We start from the raw sequence: 16,527 nt of genomic DNA on the forward strand, positions 1-16,527 counted from the left end.
GCGTCGCACGAGGGCCTGCGGGTGCCCGGCGACGGCGATTCGTGCTGGGTTCATTGCTCCATTGTCCGTCGCCACCGATAGGGTATGCACAGCCTGGCGCCCGCCTGGCGCTCGTGGGGAGGTCTTTGGTGGTCGACGCAGCGGATCGCGCACCGATCGAGCGAGTGCTCGTTCTCGTGCCGACGTACGACGAGCGGGAGAACCTGCCGGTCATCGTCGAGCGCATCCGGAGTGCCGTCCCCGACGCCGACATCCTCGTCCTCGACGACAACTCGCCCGACGGGACAGGGCAGCTCGCCGATGAGATGGCGGCGGCCGACGCCCACGTGCACGTCATGCACCGTCGCGGCAAGGAGGGCCTCGGCAAGGCCTACCTCGCCGGTTTCGCGTGGGGTCTGGAGCGCGGCTACGACGCGCTCGTCGAGATCGACGCGGACGGTTCGCACCCGGCCGAGGAACTGCCTGCGATGCTCGCGCTCGCGGCCGGCGCCGACCTCGTCATCGGCTCCCGCTGGATCAAGGGCGGCTCCGTCGTCAACTGGCCGAAGAACCGCGAGATCCTCAGCCGCGGCGCCAACGTCTACGTCCAGGCGATGCTCGGCACCCGAGTCCATGACGCGACGGCCGGGTTCCGCGTCTACCGCGCGACGCTGCTGCGCCAGATCGACCTCGCGAGCGTGACGTCAGCCGGTTACGGCTTCCAGATCGACCTGACGTGGCGCTCGATCCGGGCCGGGGCGCGCATCGTCGAGCACCCGATCCGATTCAGCGAGCGCGAACTCGGCACGTCGAAGATGTCGGGCAACATCATCAGCGAGGCGCTGCTCGCCGTCGCCGGCTGGGGTCTCGAACTGCGGCGCGAACAGGCCGGGCACCTCCTGTCGCGGGTGCGGGCGCGACGGTCCTAGCGTTCGAGGGTGATGTGGTCGGGCACCTCGTGTCCCGGGTGGGCGCACGGCGCTCAGCCCCCTGATCCCGCTCCTGCGCGTCAGGCTTTCGGATCCTCTGCGGCGGCGCCGAACACGATCGTCCGGTAGGCGACGAAGCGCAGGATGGTGCCGATTCCGATGCCGATGAGGGCGTGCACGTTCTCCCACAACGCGCCGCGGGCCCCCAGCACGTAGTGCGCGAACGCGACCCAGGCCGAGGTGGCGGCGAGTGCGACACCGTTGACGGCGAAGAACAACACGACCTCGTGGTGCAGCGGACGGTTCTCGCGGTGACGGAACGTCCAGTACCGGTTGCCGACCCATGCGAACACGGTGGCCACGGCGCCCGAGATGATCTTCGCGGTCGTCACCTTGCCGTCGAGCGGGCCGGCGCGCAGCCAGTTGTACAGGCCCATGTCGATGAAGATGTTGAGCACGCCGATGATGCCGAACGTGCTGAGCTCGCGCCAGAACGCGGCGAGCGGGGACGACGCCGTAGTCGCCTGGTGCCCGGACGAGTCGGCCCCGAGCGATGACGCTCCGGCCGCGGGCGTCTCGTCGGGGCGCGCCGCTGCGGTCCGTGAGGTCATAACGTCCGATGCTACCCATTGCGCCTTCTGACGGGCTGAGAACGTCAGCACATCGGACGGCCGCGCAGCGCCTTTTCGTCGTTCGTCGATGCGCCCGAAAACCCGTGAGTACAGTGATCGGCATCACATCGAACCCTGGCGTTCGATACAGGCCGCGACGTGACGCGTCGTCCCGAGACAGTGCGTGCGACGAGACTTTGGAGGTGGGCATGGACGGGAAGAGTTTCGACGCGATCGTCGTGGGCGCGGGGCTGGCAGGTCTCGTGGCGGCGGCCGAACTGACGTCGCGGGGGCGCCGCGTCGTCGTCGTCGAGCAGGAGAATCGCGCCAATCTGGGCGCTCAGGCGCACTGGTCGTTCGGTGGGTTGTTCCTCGTCGACTCGCCCGAGCAGCGCCGCCTGCGGGTGCGCGACAGCCTCGAGCTCGCGTGGCAGGACTGGTGCGGCAGCGCCCAGTGGGACCGCCTCGAGGGTGAGGCGAACGCGTCCGGTGAGCCCCTCGGTGAGGACGTCTGGGGAAAGCGCTGGGCGCGCGCCTACGTCGAGTGGGCGGCCGGCGGCAAGCGGGAGTGGTTGCGCGAGAACGGAATCGAGCTCACGCCAATGGTCGGGTGGGCCGAGCGAGGCGACGGTCGCGCCGGGGGTCACGGCAACTCGGTGCCCCGCTTCCACATCGCGTGGGGCACCGGCACGGGCGTGAGCGGCCCCTTCGTCGAGAAGGCGCTCGATGCCGAGGCCCGGGGCCTGCTGACGTTCGCGCACCGTCATCGCGTCGACGAACTCATCGTCGAGACCCCTGCCGACGGTGGTGCTCGCGCCGTCACCGGCGTGCGCGGGAGCGTCCTCGCTCCCGACGACGCGGAGCGCGGTGTCGCCTCGAACCGCGACGTCGTCGGCGGGTTCGAGTTCACGGCGCCGTCGGTCATCGTCGCGAGCGGCGGCATCGGTGGCAACCACGACCTCGTGCGGCGCTGGTGGCCGGCGGATCTCGGCGAGGCGCCGCGTTCGATGCTGACGGGGGTGCCCGCCTACGTCGACGGGCGCATGCTCGAGATCGCCGCGGACGCGGGCGCGCGCCTCGTCAACCGTGATCGGATGTGGCACTACACCGAAGGCATCCGAAACTGGAACCCGGTGTGGCCGCAGCACGCCATCCGCATCCTGCCCGGCCCGTCGCCGCTGTGGTTCGACGCGATCGGACGTCGCATGCCGATGCGGTGCCTGCCCGGTTTCGACACGCGCGGCACGCTGCGTCACCTGCGCAGCGACCCGGCGATCCGCGCGTACGACCACTCGTGGTTCATCGTCACCCAACCGATGCTGGAGAAGGAGTTCGCCCTCTCCGGCTCGGAGCAGAACCTCGACCTGACGTCCGGGAGCCGCCGCGAGGTCGTGCGGGCGCGTCTGGCGAAGGGTGCGCCGCGAGCGGTCGCCGACTTCGTCGAGCACGGCGAGGACTTCGTCGTCGCCGAGACGCTCGAAGAGCTCGTCGCGAAGATGAACGAGTTGACGGACGAGCCGCTGCTCGATGCGGCACACGTGCGTCGGCAGATCGAGGAGCGTGACGCGCAGGTCGACAACGCCTACGGCAAGGACGTGCAGGTCATGGCGATCCACAACGCGCGCCGCTACCTCGGCGACCGGCTGGCGCGCGTGTCGGCGCCGCACCGCGTGCTCGACGAGAGGCAGGGCCCGCTCGTCGGCATCAAGCTGCACGTGCTGACGCGCAAGAGTCTCGGCGGCATCCAGACCGACCTCGACTCGCGCGTGCTCGACGCTCGTGGCCGCGTCGTGCCGGGGCTGTTCGCCGCCGGTGAGGCCGCCGGCTTCGGCGGGGGAGGCGTCCACGGCTTCAACGCGCTCGAGGGCACGTTCCTCGGAGGATGCCTGTTCTCCGGGCGAGCGGCCGGGGTGGCCGCCTCCCGAGTGGCATGACGACGACATAGCAATTCGTGATTGAATCCGCAGGCCGAAATACGAGACGAACATGAGGGGGTGGCTCGGTGGCGCAGCGGAAAATCACCCAGGCGCGTGCGCACGAGACGCGCGCTCGCATCCTGACGGGCGCCGCCGAGGCATTCGCCGAGCACGGTTTCGCCGGCGCGACCATCGCCGACATCGTGACGCGCTCGGGCGTGACGAAGCGCGCGCTGTACTTCCACTTCGACACGAAGGAAGAGGTCGCCGACGCCGTCCTCGCCGCGCACACGACGTGGCTGCGCGACGCCGTCGCCGCCCTGGCGGGCTCGCCGGTGCAACGCCTCGTCGACTACGGCTACCTCACCTGTGACGGGCTCGCCGACGACCCGATCTTCCAGGCGACGGCTCGGCTCGCGATCGAGCGCGAGACCTACGGCGCGGGGCGTCCGGCGTCGTTCGGGGTGTGGCAGGAGACGACCCGCGACATGCTCGACGAGGTTGCCGCTGCGGGGTGCCTCAATGCCGGGGTCGACACGGGCGTCGTGGCGCGCATGCTCAGTGCGACCGTCCTCGGGCTGCACCTGTCAGCACGCGCGAGCGATCCGTCGTCGCGCCTGCACGCCGAGATCGAACAGTGCTGGACGCACGCCGGGGCGACCCTCGTGAGGCCCGAAGCGCTCACCGGTGTGACGCTGCGTCGCGCCCGCCCCACCGCGTGACACTCTTGGGCCATGGAACAGCAGAAGGTGGTGTCGGCGCGTGAGGCCGTGCCGTACGGCGTGCGGGTGGCCGCGTGGTGGTCGGTGTGCCTGCTCGCCATCGCCGTCGGGGTGCTCGCGTTCTTCTGGGGCGTCACGCGTCTCGGCGTCGTCACCGTCTCCTTCGTCACCGGGGTGATGTTCGCGGCGCTCCTCGCTCCGATCGTGTCGTGGCTGGTGCGGCGCGGCGTGGGGCGCACGACATCCGCGGTCATCGCGTTCTTCGTCGGTGTCGGTTCGGCTGCGGGGCTGATCGCGTTCGTCGTGGCGCAGATCGACGACTCCAGCGGCGAGTTCGCCCGACAGCTGACGCTGGCCGAGCAGGGCGCGCGGCACTGGCTCGTCGACGGGCCGCTGAAGATCGACGAAACCTCCGCGAGCCGCTACACGACCGACCTCGGAACGACGCTGAGCAACCACACGGCCGACATCGTCGGCTGGGCGGCGGCGCACGTCGGCATCGTCACGGGCGGGCTGTCGGCGCTGCTGCTCACGCTGTTCTGCGCGTTGTTCCTGCTCGCCGACGACGGCTCCATCTGGCGTTGGATCGTGCGGCTGCTGCCGCGTGGCGCGCACAACCACGTCGACCTCGCGGGCGCGGCGGCGTGGCGCACCCTCGTCGTCTACATGCGCTCGCTCGTGCTGCTCGCCCTGCTCAACGCGGCGGCGATGCTGCCCGTGCTCTGGTTCGCGGACGTGCCCCTCGCCGTCCCGCTGACCGTCGTCATCTTCCTCGGCTCGCTCATCCCGCTCGTCGGGGTGCTGCTCGCCGCGGCGCTCATGTTCGCCATCGCGTTCGTCGGCAACGGGCTCGTCACCGCGCTCGTGCTCGTCGCGATCCTCACGGTGCTCGTGCAGCTGCTCGGCAACCTCGTCAACCCCCTCATCCTCGGACGGTTCGTCGACCTGCACCCCGTCGTCATCCTGATCGGCGTGAGCGCCGGCACGCTGCTCGGCGGGGCGTTCGGCGCGTTCACGGCCGTGCCGCTCATCGCCGTCGTCAACAACATGGTCAAGGTGATGCGCAGCTACCATCTCGAGGAACACGGCGACGAGGATCTCGACGCCGTCGACGAACGTCAGCTCGAACGCCGCGCCAAGGAGGCCATGTGAACGCCGAGCGTCCCGGAGCGCTGCGGATGGCCGCGCTGCGCGTCTACCGGATGCTGCCCGCCGGGCTCAGCCACCGCATCGTGCACGCCATGCAGCCGACGTTCAGCGCCGGCGCCGTCGCCATCATCGAGCACGACGGGCGCGTGCTCGCGCTGCGTCAGGCGCACCGCAGCGGATGGTCGCTGCCTGGCGGCCTCATCGACGCCGGCGAGCAACCGCAGGACGCCGTCGTGCGTGAGGTGCGTGAGGAGACGGGCCTCGACATCGAGCCGGGCAGCGTCATGGCCACTGATTTCGACCCGGAGATCCGGCACGTCGACGTCATCTTCCGCGTCGTGTGCGACGAGCGACCCGAGGTCGAGGTGGCGAGCGAAGCCCTCGAATCCGGATGGTTCGCGCTCGACGAACTACCGCACCCCGACAAGTCGACGCGCCGCATCCAGCGCGCCGTGCGCCTCGCGCGGCAGCCATCGAGCGTGGGGCGTGTCGTCGGGCGCGGCGACTGAGGGTTCAGCCCTGCGCGCTTCTCAGCGCAGCAGCCCGGCGCGTCGTGCGAGTGCCACCGCTTCGGTGCGCGAGGTTGCGCCCAGTTTTTCGTTGATATGCACGAGGTGCGTCTTGACGGTCGCCTCGGAGACGAAGAGGTGCTTCGCGATCTCCTTGTTCGTCGCGCCGCCGGCGACGGCGTCGAGCACGTCGAGTTCGCGGGCCGTCAGTGTCGGTGCGGGCGAGGACAACCGGTTGACGAGGCGCGCCGCGACGGCGGGCGCGAGCACCGTCTCGCCGCGTGAGGCGCGGTGCACGGCCTCGACGAGGTCGGCGGGCGGTGCGTCCTTGAGCAGGTAGCCGGACGCGCCGGCCTCGACGCCGCGCACGATGTCGGCGTCCGTGTCGTAGGTCGTGAGGATGAGGACGCGGGGCGCGTCGTCGCGGGCGCGGATGGCGCGCGTCGCCGCGACGCCGTCGAGGCCGGGCCCCATCTGCAGATCCATGAGGACCACGTCGGGGCGCACCCCCTGCTCGGCGAGGCGGTCGAGCACGCGCAGGGCCTCCTCGCCGCCGCCGGCCTCGTCGAGGACGTCGATGCCCGACGCGTCGAGCAGCGCTCGTAGGCCCGCGCGCACGACGGGATGGTCGTCGGTGAGGATGACGCTCGTCATCGGAGGTTGCTTTCCGTCGAGGGTGTCACGTGCGGTTCGACTCCGGCCGTCAGGGCAGGGGCGGGCTGGGTGTTCTCCTGCCTCACCGCCTTGTAGGGGCCGCTGGTGGGGATGGTCGCGATGAGGGCGGCGCCCTCGCCGGGCTGGGATTCGATCTCGAGGTGGCCGCCGAGTGCATCGAGGCGTTCACGCATGGCGCGCAGGCCGAATCCGCTGCCGCCCAGGGGTGCGCGTTCGACGTCGGCGTCGGTGAAACCCACGCCGTCGTCGATGACTTCGAGGCCGACCTCGTCGGGTCGGTAGCTGAGCGTCACGCCGACGCGCTGCGCTTTGCTGTGGGTGCGCACGTTGGCGAGGGCGCTCTGCGCGATGCGCAGCAGAGCGACATCGACTGGGGCCGGCAGTGGGCGCGGTTCGCCGTCGCAGGTCGTGTCGGCGCGGATACCGGTGTGCTCCGTCAGGCGCGCGGTGAGGCGCTCGAGAGCGCCGGACAACGGCGCGTCGACGAGGTTGCTCGGCGTCAGGGCATGGACGACCTCGCGCGAGTCGGCGAGGCCCTGCGCGGCCGTCGACTCGATCTGCTCGAGCAGGCGCGCCATCTCGTCGCCGGCATGCGCGGCGCTGTCGTGGGTGGCCTGGGCGCTCGCGTGCTGGGTGCGGGCGTGCTGGTTACGGGCGAGGCCCGCGCGCGACAGCAGCACGATGCTGGAGAAGCCCTGCGCGAGGGTGTCGTGGATGTCGTGCGCGAGGCGCTCGCGCTCGGCGAGGACGCCGGCGCGGTGCTGGGCGAGGGCGAGCGTCTCCTGCGTCGCGAGCACGTCGTCCTGCGCGGCGACGAGCTGGGTGACGAGTTCGCGGCGGCGCGTGTTCTCCGCGCGCAGCTGGGCGTACACCCACGAGATGCCGAGCGCGACGATCATCCCCATGATCGGGCCGATGACGGTGCCGACGTTGCGTCCGTCGGGGCGCGAGACGAGGGCGGCGGCGCTCGCGACGAGGACGAGGGGCACGAGGGCGGCAGCGATGGGCCGGATCGCGACGTGCAGGACGAGGAAGTACAGCGCGAACGCCACCCACGCGAAGTCAGGCGCGATGGCGAGCGTCAGGCACCACGCGAGCGTCAGCGCGATGATCCACACCTGGCCGGTGTGCGAATCCTGGGCGGCGCGCAGCGACTGGGCGCGGCGCGCGCGGCGTTCGACGACGAGGCCGCTCAGGTAGACGCCGGTGAACACGACCGTCGCGGCGATGACGGCGAACGGCGAGGCGTCTCCGGCGAGCGCCCGGATCACCCCGACGACGAGCAGCACGACGAACAGGACGTGCATCGCGGCCTGCATGGTGCGGATGGTGCGTTCGGAGTCGGTGGTACTCATCACCGCCCATTTTGCCGCGTGGGTGCGTCGAACGCGCACGGACGTCAACCGAACGGTTGATGCGTTCTCCCACTGCCTGGGTGATGCGCGCAGGGGATGAATCGCGCTGGAATGGAGAAAACCTGGAGAACCTGTGCCGAAAGAAGAGGTTGATGTTCCTCGCAACTCGAGACCTTGCGTACGCCAAGGGGCGTTTCGCCCTCATCGGCGGCGTCATCGCCCTGATCACGCTGCTCGTCGTCATGCTGACCGGCCTCGCGGCCGGCCTCGCGAAGGAGAGCGTGTCGGCCATCGACACGTTGCCCTCGCACGGTGTCGACCAGATCGGCTTCTCGGCCCCCGCGAAGGGGCAGAAGGTCGGGTATGACAGCTCCCACGTCGAGGCGAAGGACATCGACAAGATCAAGTCGGTCAAGGGCGTCACCGACGCCTCGCCGCTGACGATCACGCAGGGCCGCGCGAGTGTCTCCGGTGTGCCGTCGGCGGTCGCCATCTTCGCCGTCCCGGACGGTTCGTTCGCCGCGCCGAAGGGGGTGAAGAACGGCTCCGTCGTCGTCGGCAAGACGATCACGAAGGACGCCGCGCTCAAGGAGGGCGAGTCGATCTCGTTCAACAACAAGAGCGTTCGCGTCGCGAAGCTGAGCGACGACGCGTCGTACCAGCACCAGCCCGTCGTGTGGATGACGGAGAACGACGCGAAGGCCGCCGGCCTGCTCGGCCAGGGCTCGGGCACCGTCGCGCTCGTCAAGACGGGCAGCGGGTTCTCGAAGGACGCGCTCACCTCGGCGACCGGCCTCGACGTGCAGGACCCGAAGACGTCGCTCAGCACGATCAGCGCCTACCAGGCCGAGAACGGCTCGCTGACGCTCATGCGCGTCATGCTCATGCTCGTCTCCGCCCTCGTCGTCGGCGCGTTCTTCACCGTCTGGACGATCCAGCGCACGCCCGACCTCGCCGTCCTCAAGGCGATGGGCGCGCACACCGGCTACCTCGTGCGTGACGCCATGGGTCAGGCCGCCATCCTGCTGCTCATCGGTGGCGGCCTCGGCACGATCGGCGCGACCGTCCTCGGCTACTTCGCGCAGGGCACGGTGCCGTTCGTCCTCAGCCTCACCACCACGCTCGTCCCGCTGGCGCTGCTGTTCGTTCTCGGTCTGCTCGGCGCGCTCGTCAGCGTGCGCCGCATCGTGACCGTCGACCCCAACACCGCACTGGGGGCCGCGCGATGAGCCTTCGTCGTCATGCACCCGTACCTCGTGTCGAAGGCCGCGCGATGAGCCTCGACGCCACCCTCGTCCCCACCACCGCGCCAGGAGCAGCCCGATGAGCCTCGACGTCAAGAACGCGACGCTGACCTTCCCCGACGGCGCCTCGGGGCGCATCACGGCCGTCAACGACGTGTCGTTGCACGTCGCCGCGGGCGAGTTCGCCGCGGTGACGGGCCCGTCGGGTTCCGGCAAGTCGTCGCTGCTCGCCGTCGCCGGCCTGCTGCAGACGCCCGACTCCGGCATCGTGACGATCGACGGCAAGGTCGTCTCGGGGCTCTCGCACAAGGACGCCGCAGCGGTGCGCCTGTCGTCGATCGGGTTCGTCTTCCAGCAGAGCAATCTCATCGCGTCGCTGACGTCCGTGGAGCAGCTCGAGATCGTTGCGCGCATCGCCGGGCGTCACGGCAAGGACACCGCATCGCGGGCCGAGGAACTGCTCGCCGCCGTCGGGTTGGAGAAGGTCTTCGACCGCCGCCCCGCAGCGCTCTCCGGCGGTCAGCGTCAGCGTGTCGGCATCGCCCGCGCGCTGATGAACGAGCCGAAGCTGCTGCTCGTCGACGAACCGACCGCGTCGCTCGACACCGAGCGCGGCACCGCCGTCGTCGAACTGCTCGGCAAGGTGACGCACGAACACCAGGCCGCGACCATCATGGTGACGCACGACCTGCACACCCTCGACGCCGTCGACTCGCTGCACGAGATGGTCGACGGTCGCCTGCGCACGCTCGAGGCGACCCCGACGCAAGGTTGATGTCGGCGCCTCGTCGTAGTGCTGGCCTCGGCGCCTGATCGTCTCGACGGAGACGACGCGAGGAATCGGGTGTAGGCGAACATGACGCCGGCCGGATGCGACAAGCATCCGGCCGGCGTTCGTCGTCTCGTGGTTGCGGCGTCTCACGGTGACGTCGCCTCGTGGTCTCGGCGTCTCGACGGTAGGTGTGAGGTCGGCGAGTCGTTGGGGACGGGATTCGCAGATGGGGACGCGAATCGCGGTTTGGGACGGGAGTTCGAGCTGGCGCCTGTTCTCGCGCCGGCGTTGGTCAGGAGCTGACGTGAGCCAGCTGCGTCGTCGTGGCCGGCGCGTCATGCATCAGGGCGAGGCGTAGGCATCCGAGAGCGACGGGGATCTCGGCGGCGAGCGCCATGGCGACGGCGGTGGCGAGCGAACTTGTCGTGGTCGCGCTCGCGATGTCCGTGACGGCGTCGAGGACGAACAGCGTCGCGGCGACGAGCCCGATGAGCCGGGTGGCCGCGGCGCGTCGACTGGTGGCCAGAACGAGTGCGGTGAGGGCGAGGAGTTCGCTCACGTCGAGCCCCAACCACGCCGCGATGCTCGCAGGGTCGACGCGCTGCGCGTCCAGGCGCAGGTAGAGCACCGGGATCCAGGCTGCGAGGACGCCGCCTGCCACCGTCAGGACTCGTGTCACCGTCGTGTTCTCCACGTCCCCCACGTTCGCGCTCGCGTGTGGGTGGGTGATGTCGAGATCCTGTGCGTCGGCCATGAGCGCTCGCGGGCGATCTGGCGTGGTGTTGACGTCGCAATGTCGACGTGGTGCGGTGCCGCAGCGCGGGCGTGGGGGAGCACCGGGGTGAAGCCTGGCCGTGGGGCGGTGGCGCGAGGGGCCGTCAGAGGTGGCGGGCCGGACACGACGAAGGTGTGATCACCGTTGCGGGAGCTACTGCGTCCCGGGCGCCCACGGCGGGCGGGCGGTTCGCTAGGGTGGGCAGCGCGCGTCACCCAGGACGAGGAAGCCGGTGAGAATCCGGCACGGTCGCGCCACTGTGAACGGGATTTCCGTGAGTCAGGAACTCGGGGTGACGCCATCGAGCGGGACGCGTCATCCCGGGAAGGTGCACTCATGCATATCGCTGAGGGGTTCTTGCCCCCTGTTCACGCTGCCGCCTGGAGTGCGGTAGCGGCACCCTTCGTCATCCACGGAGCGCGCGAGATCAAGCGCACGATCGAGAAGCATCCGGAGTCGAAGCTGCTGCTCGGCGGAGTCGGGGCGTATTCGTTCGTGCTGTCGGCCATCAAGTTGCCGTCCGTCACCGGGAGTTCGTCGCATCCGACGGGCACCGGCGAGGGCGCCATCATCTTCCGCCCGCCCGTCATGGCGGCGCTGGGCACGATCGTGCTGCTGTTCCAGGCGCTGTTGCTCGCGCACGGCGGGCTGACGACGCTCGGCGCGAACGTCATGTCGATGGCAGTCGTCGGGCCGTGGGCCGGGTACGGCGTCTATCGGCTGATGCGTCGCGCGCCGCTGTCGATCGCCGTGTTCTGCGCCGTCGCCGTCTCCGACCTCATGACGTACGTGACGACGGCGACGCAGCTCGCCCTCGCCTTCCCCGACCGCGCGACGGGTTTCGTCGGCGCATGGTCGCGGTTTCTCGGGCTGTTCGCGGTGACGCAGATTCCGCTCGCCATCGTCGAGGGCCTCGTCGGTGTGCTGCTCATGAACGCGCTGCGCTCCTGGGCCGGCCCGGAGCTCGCCGGTCTGGGATTCGGACGCGATCGTGGGTTCGATGCGGGTGTCGCGGTCTCGGCCGACGTCGAGGCGAAGGAGGCGAGCCGTGCGTGACCGTCGACTGACGAACGTCCTCCTCGTCGTGCTCGCGGCGGCGATCTTCGTCCTGGCGCTCGTCATGGGCACGCGCAGTGGCGACTTCGGTGGCACGGACGCTGCGGCCACCGAGACCATCGAGAAGTCCGACCCCGACTACAAGCCGTGGTTCGAGCCGTTCTGGACGCAGCCCGGTGGCGAGGTCGAATCGGGGCTGTTCGCGATGCAGGCCGCGCTCGGTGCGGGCTTCCTCGGCTTCGTCCTCGGCACGTTCCGCGAGCGTCGCAAGAACCGCGACGCGGCGTCGGGTGTCGCGAGTGCGGGTAGCGGTGTTGCGTCACGTCGTGCTGCCCCAGGTGATGACGCTGCGACGGGTGTCGTCACGAACGCGTCCGACGGTTCGCGGATCGCCTGAGCGTGGCTCATCTCGCGATCGACGAGGCGGCGTGGAGCAGCGCGTGGCGCTCGCATGCCGTCAGCGAGAAGGCTGCGCTGGCGCTCGGTCTTCTCGCCGTGGCGATGGTGGCGCGGGACGTGCGCGTCGACCTGGCCGTCGTCGTCGTCGCGTTCGTCGCCGTCACGGTGGGTGCGCGCGTCGCGCCCGGGCTCGTGCTGCGTGTGTGGGCGCTGCCGGCGGTGTTCGTCGTCATCGGCCTCGTGGGCGTGCTCGTGTCGATCGGCCCCGCGCCCGATGACGCGCTGTGGCAGGCGGGGCCGTTCTCGATCGGGCGATCGTCGCTCGATCGAGCCGTTCTGACGGGGTCGCGTGCAGCGGCGGGGGCGGCTGCCGTCCTCGTGCTCGCGCTGACGACGCCGATGACGGACGTCCTCGGCGGGCTGCGGCGCGTCGGGGTGCCGGCGTTTCTCGTCGAGATCGCGGGCGTCGTGTATCGGATGATCTTCACGCTGCTCGACTCGGTCGGCACGATCCGGGAGAGTCAGACGGCGCGCCTCGGATACGCGACGCGCCGCGCGGCGCTCGCGAGCACTGGGACGCTGCTCGCGGGGGTGCTCGTCCGGGCCTGGACGCGCGCCCAGCGCCTCGAAGCGGGGCTCGCCGGACGTGGATACACGGGCGACCTCATCGTCACGACGCCCGCGCGGCAGGCGTCGTGGCGGTCGCTGTGTGGTGTCGTGCTCGTCGTCAGCGCCCTCATGACGTGGGCGGTGATGTCGCGATGAACAGGTGGCTGCAGAACAGGCAAGCTGGGCCGAACGGCGTCGCTCGAGATAGTGAGTCACGTGTGGCTGAGCCCGGCGGCCGGGAGGCAACTGGTACCCGTGGGTTGAGTGTCAGGGATCTGCGCGTGGGGTATCGCGGTCGGGACGCCGTACTCGACGGCGTCGACCTCAACGTGCAGCCGGGGCGGCGGCTCGCGTTCGTCGGCGCGAACGGCGCAGGCAAGACGACGCTGTTGCGCGCCGTGGCCGGGTCGGTTGCGGCGACGTCAGGGGACGTCGTCGTCGACGGGGTGGCGTTGCAGCGTTCGCGGCGCGGGCTGGAGCGTCATCGACAACTCGTGCAGCTCGTGCTTCAGGATCCGGCGGATCAGTTGTTCTCGGCGGACGTCTTCGCGGACGTCTCGTTCGGCCCGACCAACCTCGGGCTGCCGCCCGACGAGGTGCGGCGACGCGTCGAGGAGACGCTCGACGTCCTCGGGATCAGCGACCTCGCGGATCGGCCGGTTCATCAACTGTCGTTCGGGCAGCAGAAACGCGTGGCCATCGCGGGTGCCGTCGCGATGCGCCCCGCGTACTTGCTGCTCGACGAGCCGACGGCCGGTCTCGACCCGGCCGGCGTCGAGGCGCTGCTCGCGAGCCTCACGTCGCTCGAGGAACGCGGTACGACGATCGCCCTGTCGACGCATGACCTCGCGTTCGCGTGGGAGTGGGCCGACGACCTCGCGCTGCTGCACGACGGGCACCTGCGTCAGGACGCCGCGCATCGTGTGCTCAGCGACGAGCCCGCCCTGCATGCCGCGGCGCTGCGCGCTCCCTGGCAGGCGCAGATGTTGGCGCGCGCAGGCGTGAAGTGTGCCGGAGCGCAGACGTCGCGCGACGGGGGCGTCAACGAGGTCGTCGGCGGCGACGCGGGGCCCGGCGACGCCGGCGGCGAAGGTAATGGCGCTGGCCGACGTCCCGTTGGAGGTGGGATACCGCGTGCGGTCGACGAGGTCTACGACGCTGTGATCAGCGGCGGCTCTCAGTCGCCCAAGCGACCCACGCGGATGGAGTGACAGCCCAGAGGTACAGCGTTCGAGCCAGGGTGGCTGGGTGACGCACGGCTGGGCCCGCGGCCACGACGACCGTCGTCATCTCGGGTAGGGACACGCACCGGCCGGGCTAGCGGCGTGGGGCGATGCTCGCGGTGCGCCCGGGCTGAAACTAGCCGGCCGGCGCGCTCTCGGCTGGACGCGTGGCTTCGAGAGCCGCAGGTCCCGCAGCGAGTGGCCAAGCCGCGCGGTCGAGATCGACGGTGAAGCTCTGGTCGTCAGGATCGCGGGGGACGGCATCGTTCGGGTGGGTCAGCATCATCGGCCCCGAAGGCGATTGCCAGGTGCACACCCCGTCAGCGTTCATCTGCACGGCCCAACCACCGAACGTCTTCGCCCGGTGATGATGACGACACAACATCTGCAGATTCGCGGCACTCGTCTCCCCGCCGTCGGCGAAGGGGACGACGTGGTCGGCATCGCACCCCTCCCCGCGGCGCGAACACCAGGGGAACCGGCAGTGCACATCGCGACGCTCCACGAACGTGCGGATTGCCGTCGACAGACGATACTTCTGCGTGCTCGTGGCGATCGTCGTCCAGCGCTCGGCGTCCATGAGCTCCGTCGTGAACACCGCGCCCACCACGCGGGCCAGCTCCTCGACGACAGCGGCCACGATCGTCCCGACGCCCGGCACGCGGGCATCACCGAAGCCGTTCGTCGAGCTGTGTTCGCCCACCCCGCGTCGCAGGGGGACGCCATCGGCACCGCTGGGCGGCCCCACGCCACCGAAACCCTCCGATAAGCGAGCGGCATTCGGGCCGCCTGAGCCCGGACGGCGGGTCCACACGCCGCTCGCTTCGCGAGTGGAGTCGGGGCCACCTGAGCCGGAATGGCGGTTCCACACTCGCTCCGATGCGCGTGCGGCATCCGGCCACCCAGGCCCGGAACGGCCGCTCCAGACGCCATCCGCGTCGAGGACGCTGACGCGGCTCGCGCTCCCGTCGAGCGTTGGCCCGGAGGTGTGAGTAACCCGCTCCACCGCCTCCGCGCCACCGGCCACCGAGGGACGAGAGCGCACAACAGGCACCTGGAGGTGCAGAACCGGTGTGACGTGCACGTTGGCCAGCGCCAGCAGGACGAGAGCGTCCGCGCGCAGCGCATTGATCGGTTCGCGCAGCGCGACGTCGAGTACGTGCGGGGCCGAGTCGCGAAGCTCCTGTGCGTGGGAGTGGATGGCGGCCTTGAGATCCGCCGCGTCGCGCGCGGGCAGGACCGCGCGCAGCTCCGTCAGGGTCGGGTGCTCGGGGTGTGGCGCGAACCAGACACCGAGCTGTGCCCTTATGTCGATCTCGTCCTCGTCTTCGGTCAACCCCAGGGCGTCGAGGACTCGCGTCGTGCGGTTGCTCGCCGCCGTGGAGCCCGCGGTGGCAGCCTTCGCGTGGATCAGGTGCGGCAACGCCACCGCGATCTGCGCGTCGTCGAGATGCGCCAGCACATCACTGATCTTGACCACCGAACTCATGCGCGCACGCCCGGCGCCGGCCTGCTCGAAGAGGGGACGCAGGCAGTGGCGGATGCGCTCGGCATCAGCGGCCATCGCTTCGGCGTGAGAACTGGACACGCCCAGGGCAGGGCCGAGCGCTGCCGCGGCGAACTCGCCGGGCGTCAGGGGGTAGTCGCGATCGTCCATCGACTCCCACTCGATGTCGTCACGCTCGCGATGGACGGTGTGGTGGCGTGCGGCGAGAGCGTGCATCGTCGCGTCCGCGGAGCGTGACACCCGCGACGCGGTGGCAGCAGCGCGCTCGAGCGAGACAGCGGCCTCCTCGAGCGCTGCGGCCCGCTCGTCGAGCGTCATGACGGGACGTTCGACGAAGGCGCCCTCGGCGTTGAGTGCCTCGTCGAAGAGGGCGTGACTCAGCGCCTCCCAGAGCTCGAACCGATCGAGAACCGGGAGGTTGCGTGCCTGCCGAAGCAGGGTGCGCGCGACCTCGTCCATGACTCCAGTTTAGTACATATGTTCGAACATGGCGAGTTGCGAGGCGAAGAGACGCCGTCATGGCGCGAGGCCTCGGGATCCGCACGTCCGGCCCGGCTCGTGCTACTTCACGGGGCTACGCCGCGCCTACTTCCCCCGCCAGCACGCGCCGAGCAGGACCACGTGGTACTTGAGGTGCGCAGCCTCGGTTGAGCCAACCGTCACGCCACGAACACGCAGAACGGATGCCCGGCGGGTTCGGTGAAGACGTAGAGGGCTTCATCGTCGTCATCGGAGCGGTCGAGCACCTGCGTCGCGCCGAGCGACACGGCGCGCTCCCGCTGCCGTTCGAGCGAGGCCACGGCCGGCACCGTCAGGTCGAGGTGCATCTGCATCGGCACGCGCCCCTCGGGCCACGTCGTGGGTTCGAGGTCCTCGTCGCGTTGAAACGCGAGCGCTCGGCGGCCGCCCGCGTGCGTCAGCACGAGCCAGTCGGCATCATCCGGGCCGTCACTCGGTAGCTCGTCCCGGCGCGATACGTCAGCCCGAGGAACTGCCGATAGAACTCCGCGAGGCGCCGCGGATCACGCGCGTCGAGGACGGTCTGCATCAGCTGGGGGGCATCGCTCATGCGGCCACGGTAGACGGCGTCTCCCTCG

General features: G+C 70.3%; 18 protein-coding genes and 1 riboswitch. Of the genes, 11 read left to right on the plus strand and 7 right to left on the minus strand.

The genetic code is table 11. From position 1 onward, the window contains the following. Positions 1 to 128: 128 nt before the first annotated feature. Entirely contained in the window at positions 129 to 908 is a 780-nt protein-coding gene (locus DYE07_RS09985) for a polyprenol monophosphomannose synthase (protein WP_038569692.1), read from the plus strand. A gap of 80 nt (positions 909 to 988) precedes the next feature. Here DYE07_RS09985 and DYE07_RS09990 read toward each other — a convergent pair whose 3' ends face one another. Continuing rightward, entirely contained in the window at positions 989 to 1,519 is a 531-nt protein-coding gene (locus tag DYE07_RS09990) for a GtrA family protein (protein ID WP_006943451.1), read from the minus strand. 209 nt (positions 1,520 to 1,728) lie between these two features. On the opposite strand from DYE07_RS09990, the gene DYE07_RS09995 reads away from it, so the two are divergent. The 4 genes from DYE07_RS09995 to DYE07_RS10010 all read left to right on the plus strand — a co-directional run bounded on the left by DYE07_RS09995 (position 1,729) and on the right by DYE07_RS10010 (position 5,815). Further along, positions 1,729 to 3,453, plus strand: a complete 1,725-nt coding sequence (locus DYE07_RS09995) for an FAD-binding dehydrogenase (RefSeq protein ID WP_115296901.1) — start codon at positions 1,729 to 1,731, stop codon at positions 3,451 to 3,453. 68 nt (positions 3,454 to 3,521) lie between these two features. After that, positions 3,522 to 4,157, plus strand: coding sequence for a ScbR family autoregulator-binding transcription factor (locus tag DYE07_RS10000; RefSeq protein ID WP_006943449.1), 636 nt, complete (start codon positions 3,522 to 3,524; stop codon positions 4,155 to 4,157). A gap of 12 nt (positions 4,158 to 4,169) precedes the next feature. Further along, on the plus strand, positions 4,170 to 5,309 hold the full coding sequence (locus tag DYE07_RS10005; protein ID WP_006943454.1) for an AI-2E family transporter: 1,140 nt from the start codon (positions 4,170 to 4,172) through the stop codon (positions 5,307 to 5,309). Further along, entirely contained in the window at positions 5,306 to 5,815 is a 510-nt protein-coding gene (locus DYE07_RS10010; RefSeq protein ID WP_006943456.1) for an NUDIX domain-containing protein, read from the plus strand. Before DYE07_RS10005 ends, DYE07_RS10010 begins: the two co-directional genes overlap by 4 nt. Before the next feature lie 21 nt (positions 5,816 to 5,836). Here the strand turns inward: DYE07_RS10010 and DYE07_RS10015 are convergent, their stop codons facing one another. Then, on the minus strand, positions 5,837 to 6,469 hold the full coding sequence (locus DYE07_RS10015) for a response regulator (RefSeq protein ID WP_115296902.1): 633 nt from the start codon (positions 6,467 to 6,469) through the stop codon (positions 5,837 to 5,839). Then, positions 6,466 to 7,845 carry a sensor histidine kinase gene (locus DYE07_RS10020; RefSeq protein WP_115296903.1) on the minus strand — a complete coding sequence of 460 codons (1,380 nt, stop codon included), beginning with the start codon at positions 7,843 to 7,845 and terminating at the stop codon, positions 6,466 to 6,468. The genes DYE07_RS10015 and DYE07_RS10020 overlap by 4 nt, the downstream gene beginning before the upstream one ends. Before the next feature lie 152 nt (positions 7,846 to 7,997). On the opposite strand from DYE07_RS10020, the gene DYE07_RS10025 reads away from it, so the two are divergent. Together DYE07_RS10025 and DYE07_RS10030 are read left to right on the plus strand one after the other, a co-directional pair. Beyond that, complete coding sequence (locus tag DYE07_RS10025) at positions 7,998 to 9,074, plus strand: FtsX-like permease family protein (protein ID WP_172462984.1); 1,077 nt, start codon at positions 7,998 to 8,000, stop codon at positions 9,072 to 9,074. Positions 9,075 to 9,168: 94 nt separating this feature from the next. After that, entirely contained in the window at positions 9,169 to 9,864 is a 696-nt protein-coding gene (locus DYE07_RS10030; protein WP_038569683.1) for an ABC transporter ATP-binding protein, read from the plus strand. Positions 9,865 to 10,153: 289 nt separating this feature from the next. Here DYE07_RS10030 and DYE07_RS10035 read toward each other — a convergent pair whose 3' ends face one another. Beyond that, a complete protein-coding gene (locus DYE07_RS10035) occupies positions 10,154 to 10,615 on the minus strand; it encodes a hypothetical protein (protein ID WP_006947571.1) in 462 nt (153 codons plus the stop codon). Between the two features lie 214 nt (positions 10,616 to 10,829). Then, positions 10,830 to 10,926: riboswitch (cobalamin riboswitch) on the plus strand. Between the two features lie 46 nt (positions 10,927 to 10,972). On the opposite strand from DYE07_RS10035, the gene DYE07_RS10040 reads away from it, so the two are divergent. The 4 genes from DYE07_RS10040 to DYE07_RS10055 all read left to right on the plus strand — a co-directional run bounded on the left by DYE07_RS10040 (position 10,973) and on the right by DYE07_RS10055 (position 13,911). Further along, on the plus strand, positions 10,973 to 11,692 hold the full coding sequence (locus tag DYE07_RS10040; protein WP_006947566.1) for an energy-coupling factor ABC transporter permease: 720 nt from the start codon (positions 10,973 to 10,975) through the stop codon (positions 11,690 to 11,692). Then, entirely contained in the window at positions 11,685 to 12,089 is a 405-nt protein-coding gene (locus DYE07_RS10045; protein ID WP_006947575.1) for an energy-coupling factor ABC transporter substrate-binding protein, read from the plus strand. The genes DYE07_RS10040 and DYE07_RS10045 overlap by 8 nt, the downstream gene beginning before the upstream one ends. A gap of 2 nt (positions 12,090 to 12,091) precedes the next feature. Continuing rightward, positions 12,092 to 12,856: a cobalt ECF transporter T component CbiQ gene (cbiQ, locus tag DYE07_RS10050; protein ID WP_170957293.1), complete on the plus strand. Its 765-nt coding sequence runs from the start codon at positions 12,092 to 12,094 to the stop codon at positions 12,854 to 12,856. Between the two features lie 125 nt (positions 12,857 to 12,981). Further along, a complete protein-coding gene (locus tag DYE07_RS10055; RefSeq protein WP_237723805.1) occupies positions 12,982 to 13,911 on the plus strand; it encodes an energy-coupling factor ABC transporter ATP-binding protein in 930 nt (309 codons plus the stop codon). A 148-nt stretch (positions 13,912 to 14,059) separates the two neighbouring features. Here DYE07_RS10055 and DYE07_RS10060 read toward each other — a convergent pair whose 3' ends face one another. The 3 genes from DYE07_RS10060 to DYE07_RS15415 form a co-directional block, all read right to left on the minus strand. Further along, a complete protein-coding gene (locus DYE07_RS10060) occupies positions 14,060 to 15,889 on the minus strand; it encodes an HNH endonuclease signature motif containing protein (protein WP_115296907.1) in 1,830 nt (609 codons plus the stop codon). A gap of 200 nt (positions 15,890 to 16,089) precedes the next feature. Next, on the minus strand, positions 16,090 to 16,353 hold the full coding sequence (locus DYE07_RS15410) for a VOC family protein (protein ID WP_006947573.1): 264 nt from the start codon (positions 16,351 to 16,353) through the stop codon (positions 16,090 to 16,092). Beyond that, the gene (locus tag DYE07_RS15415; protein WP_311200859.1) at positions 16,347 to 16,499 is read right to left on the minus strand and encodes a VOC family protein; all 153 of its coding nucleotides are present in this window, start codon (positions 16,497 to 16,499) and stop codon (positions 16,347 to 16,349) included. Before DYE07_RS15415 ends, DYE07_RS15410 begins: the two co-directional genes overlap by 7 nt. Between the last annotated feature and the right edge of the window lie 28 nt (positions 16,500 to 16,527).

The sequence above is a fragment of the Dermacoccus nishinomiyaensis genome (genome assembly GCF_900447535.1).
Lineage (GTDB): Bacteria > Actinomycetota > Actinomycetes > Actinomycetales > Dermatophilaceae > Dermacoccus > Dermacoccus nishinomiyaensis.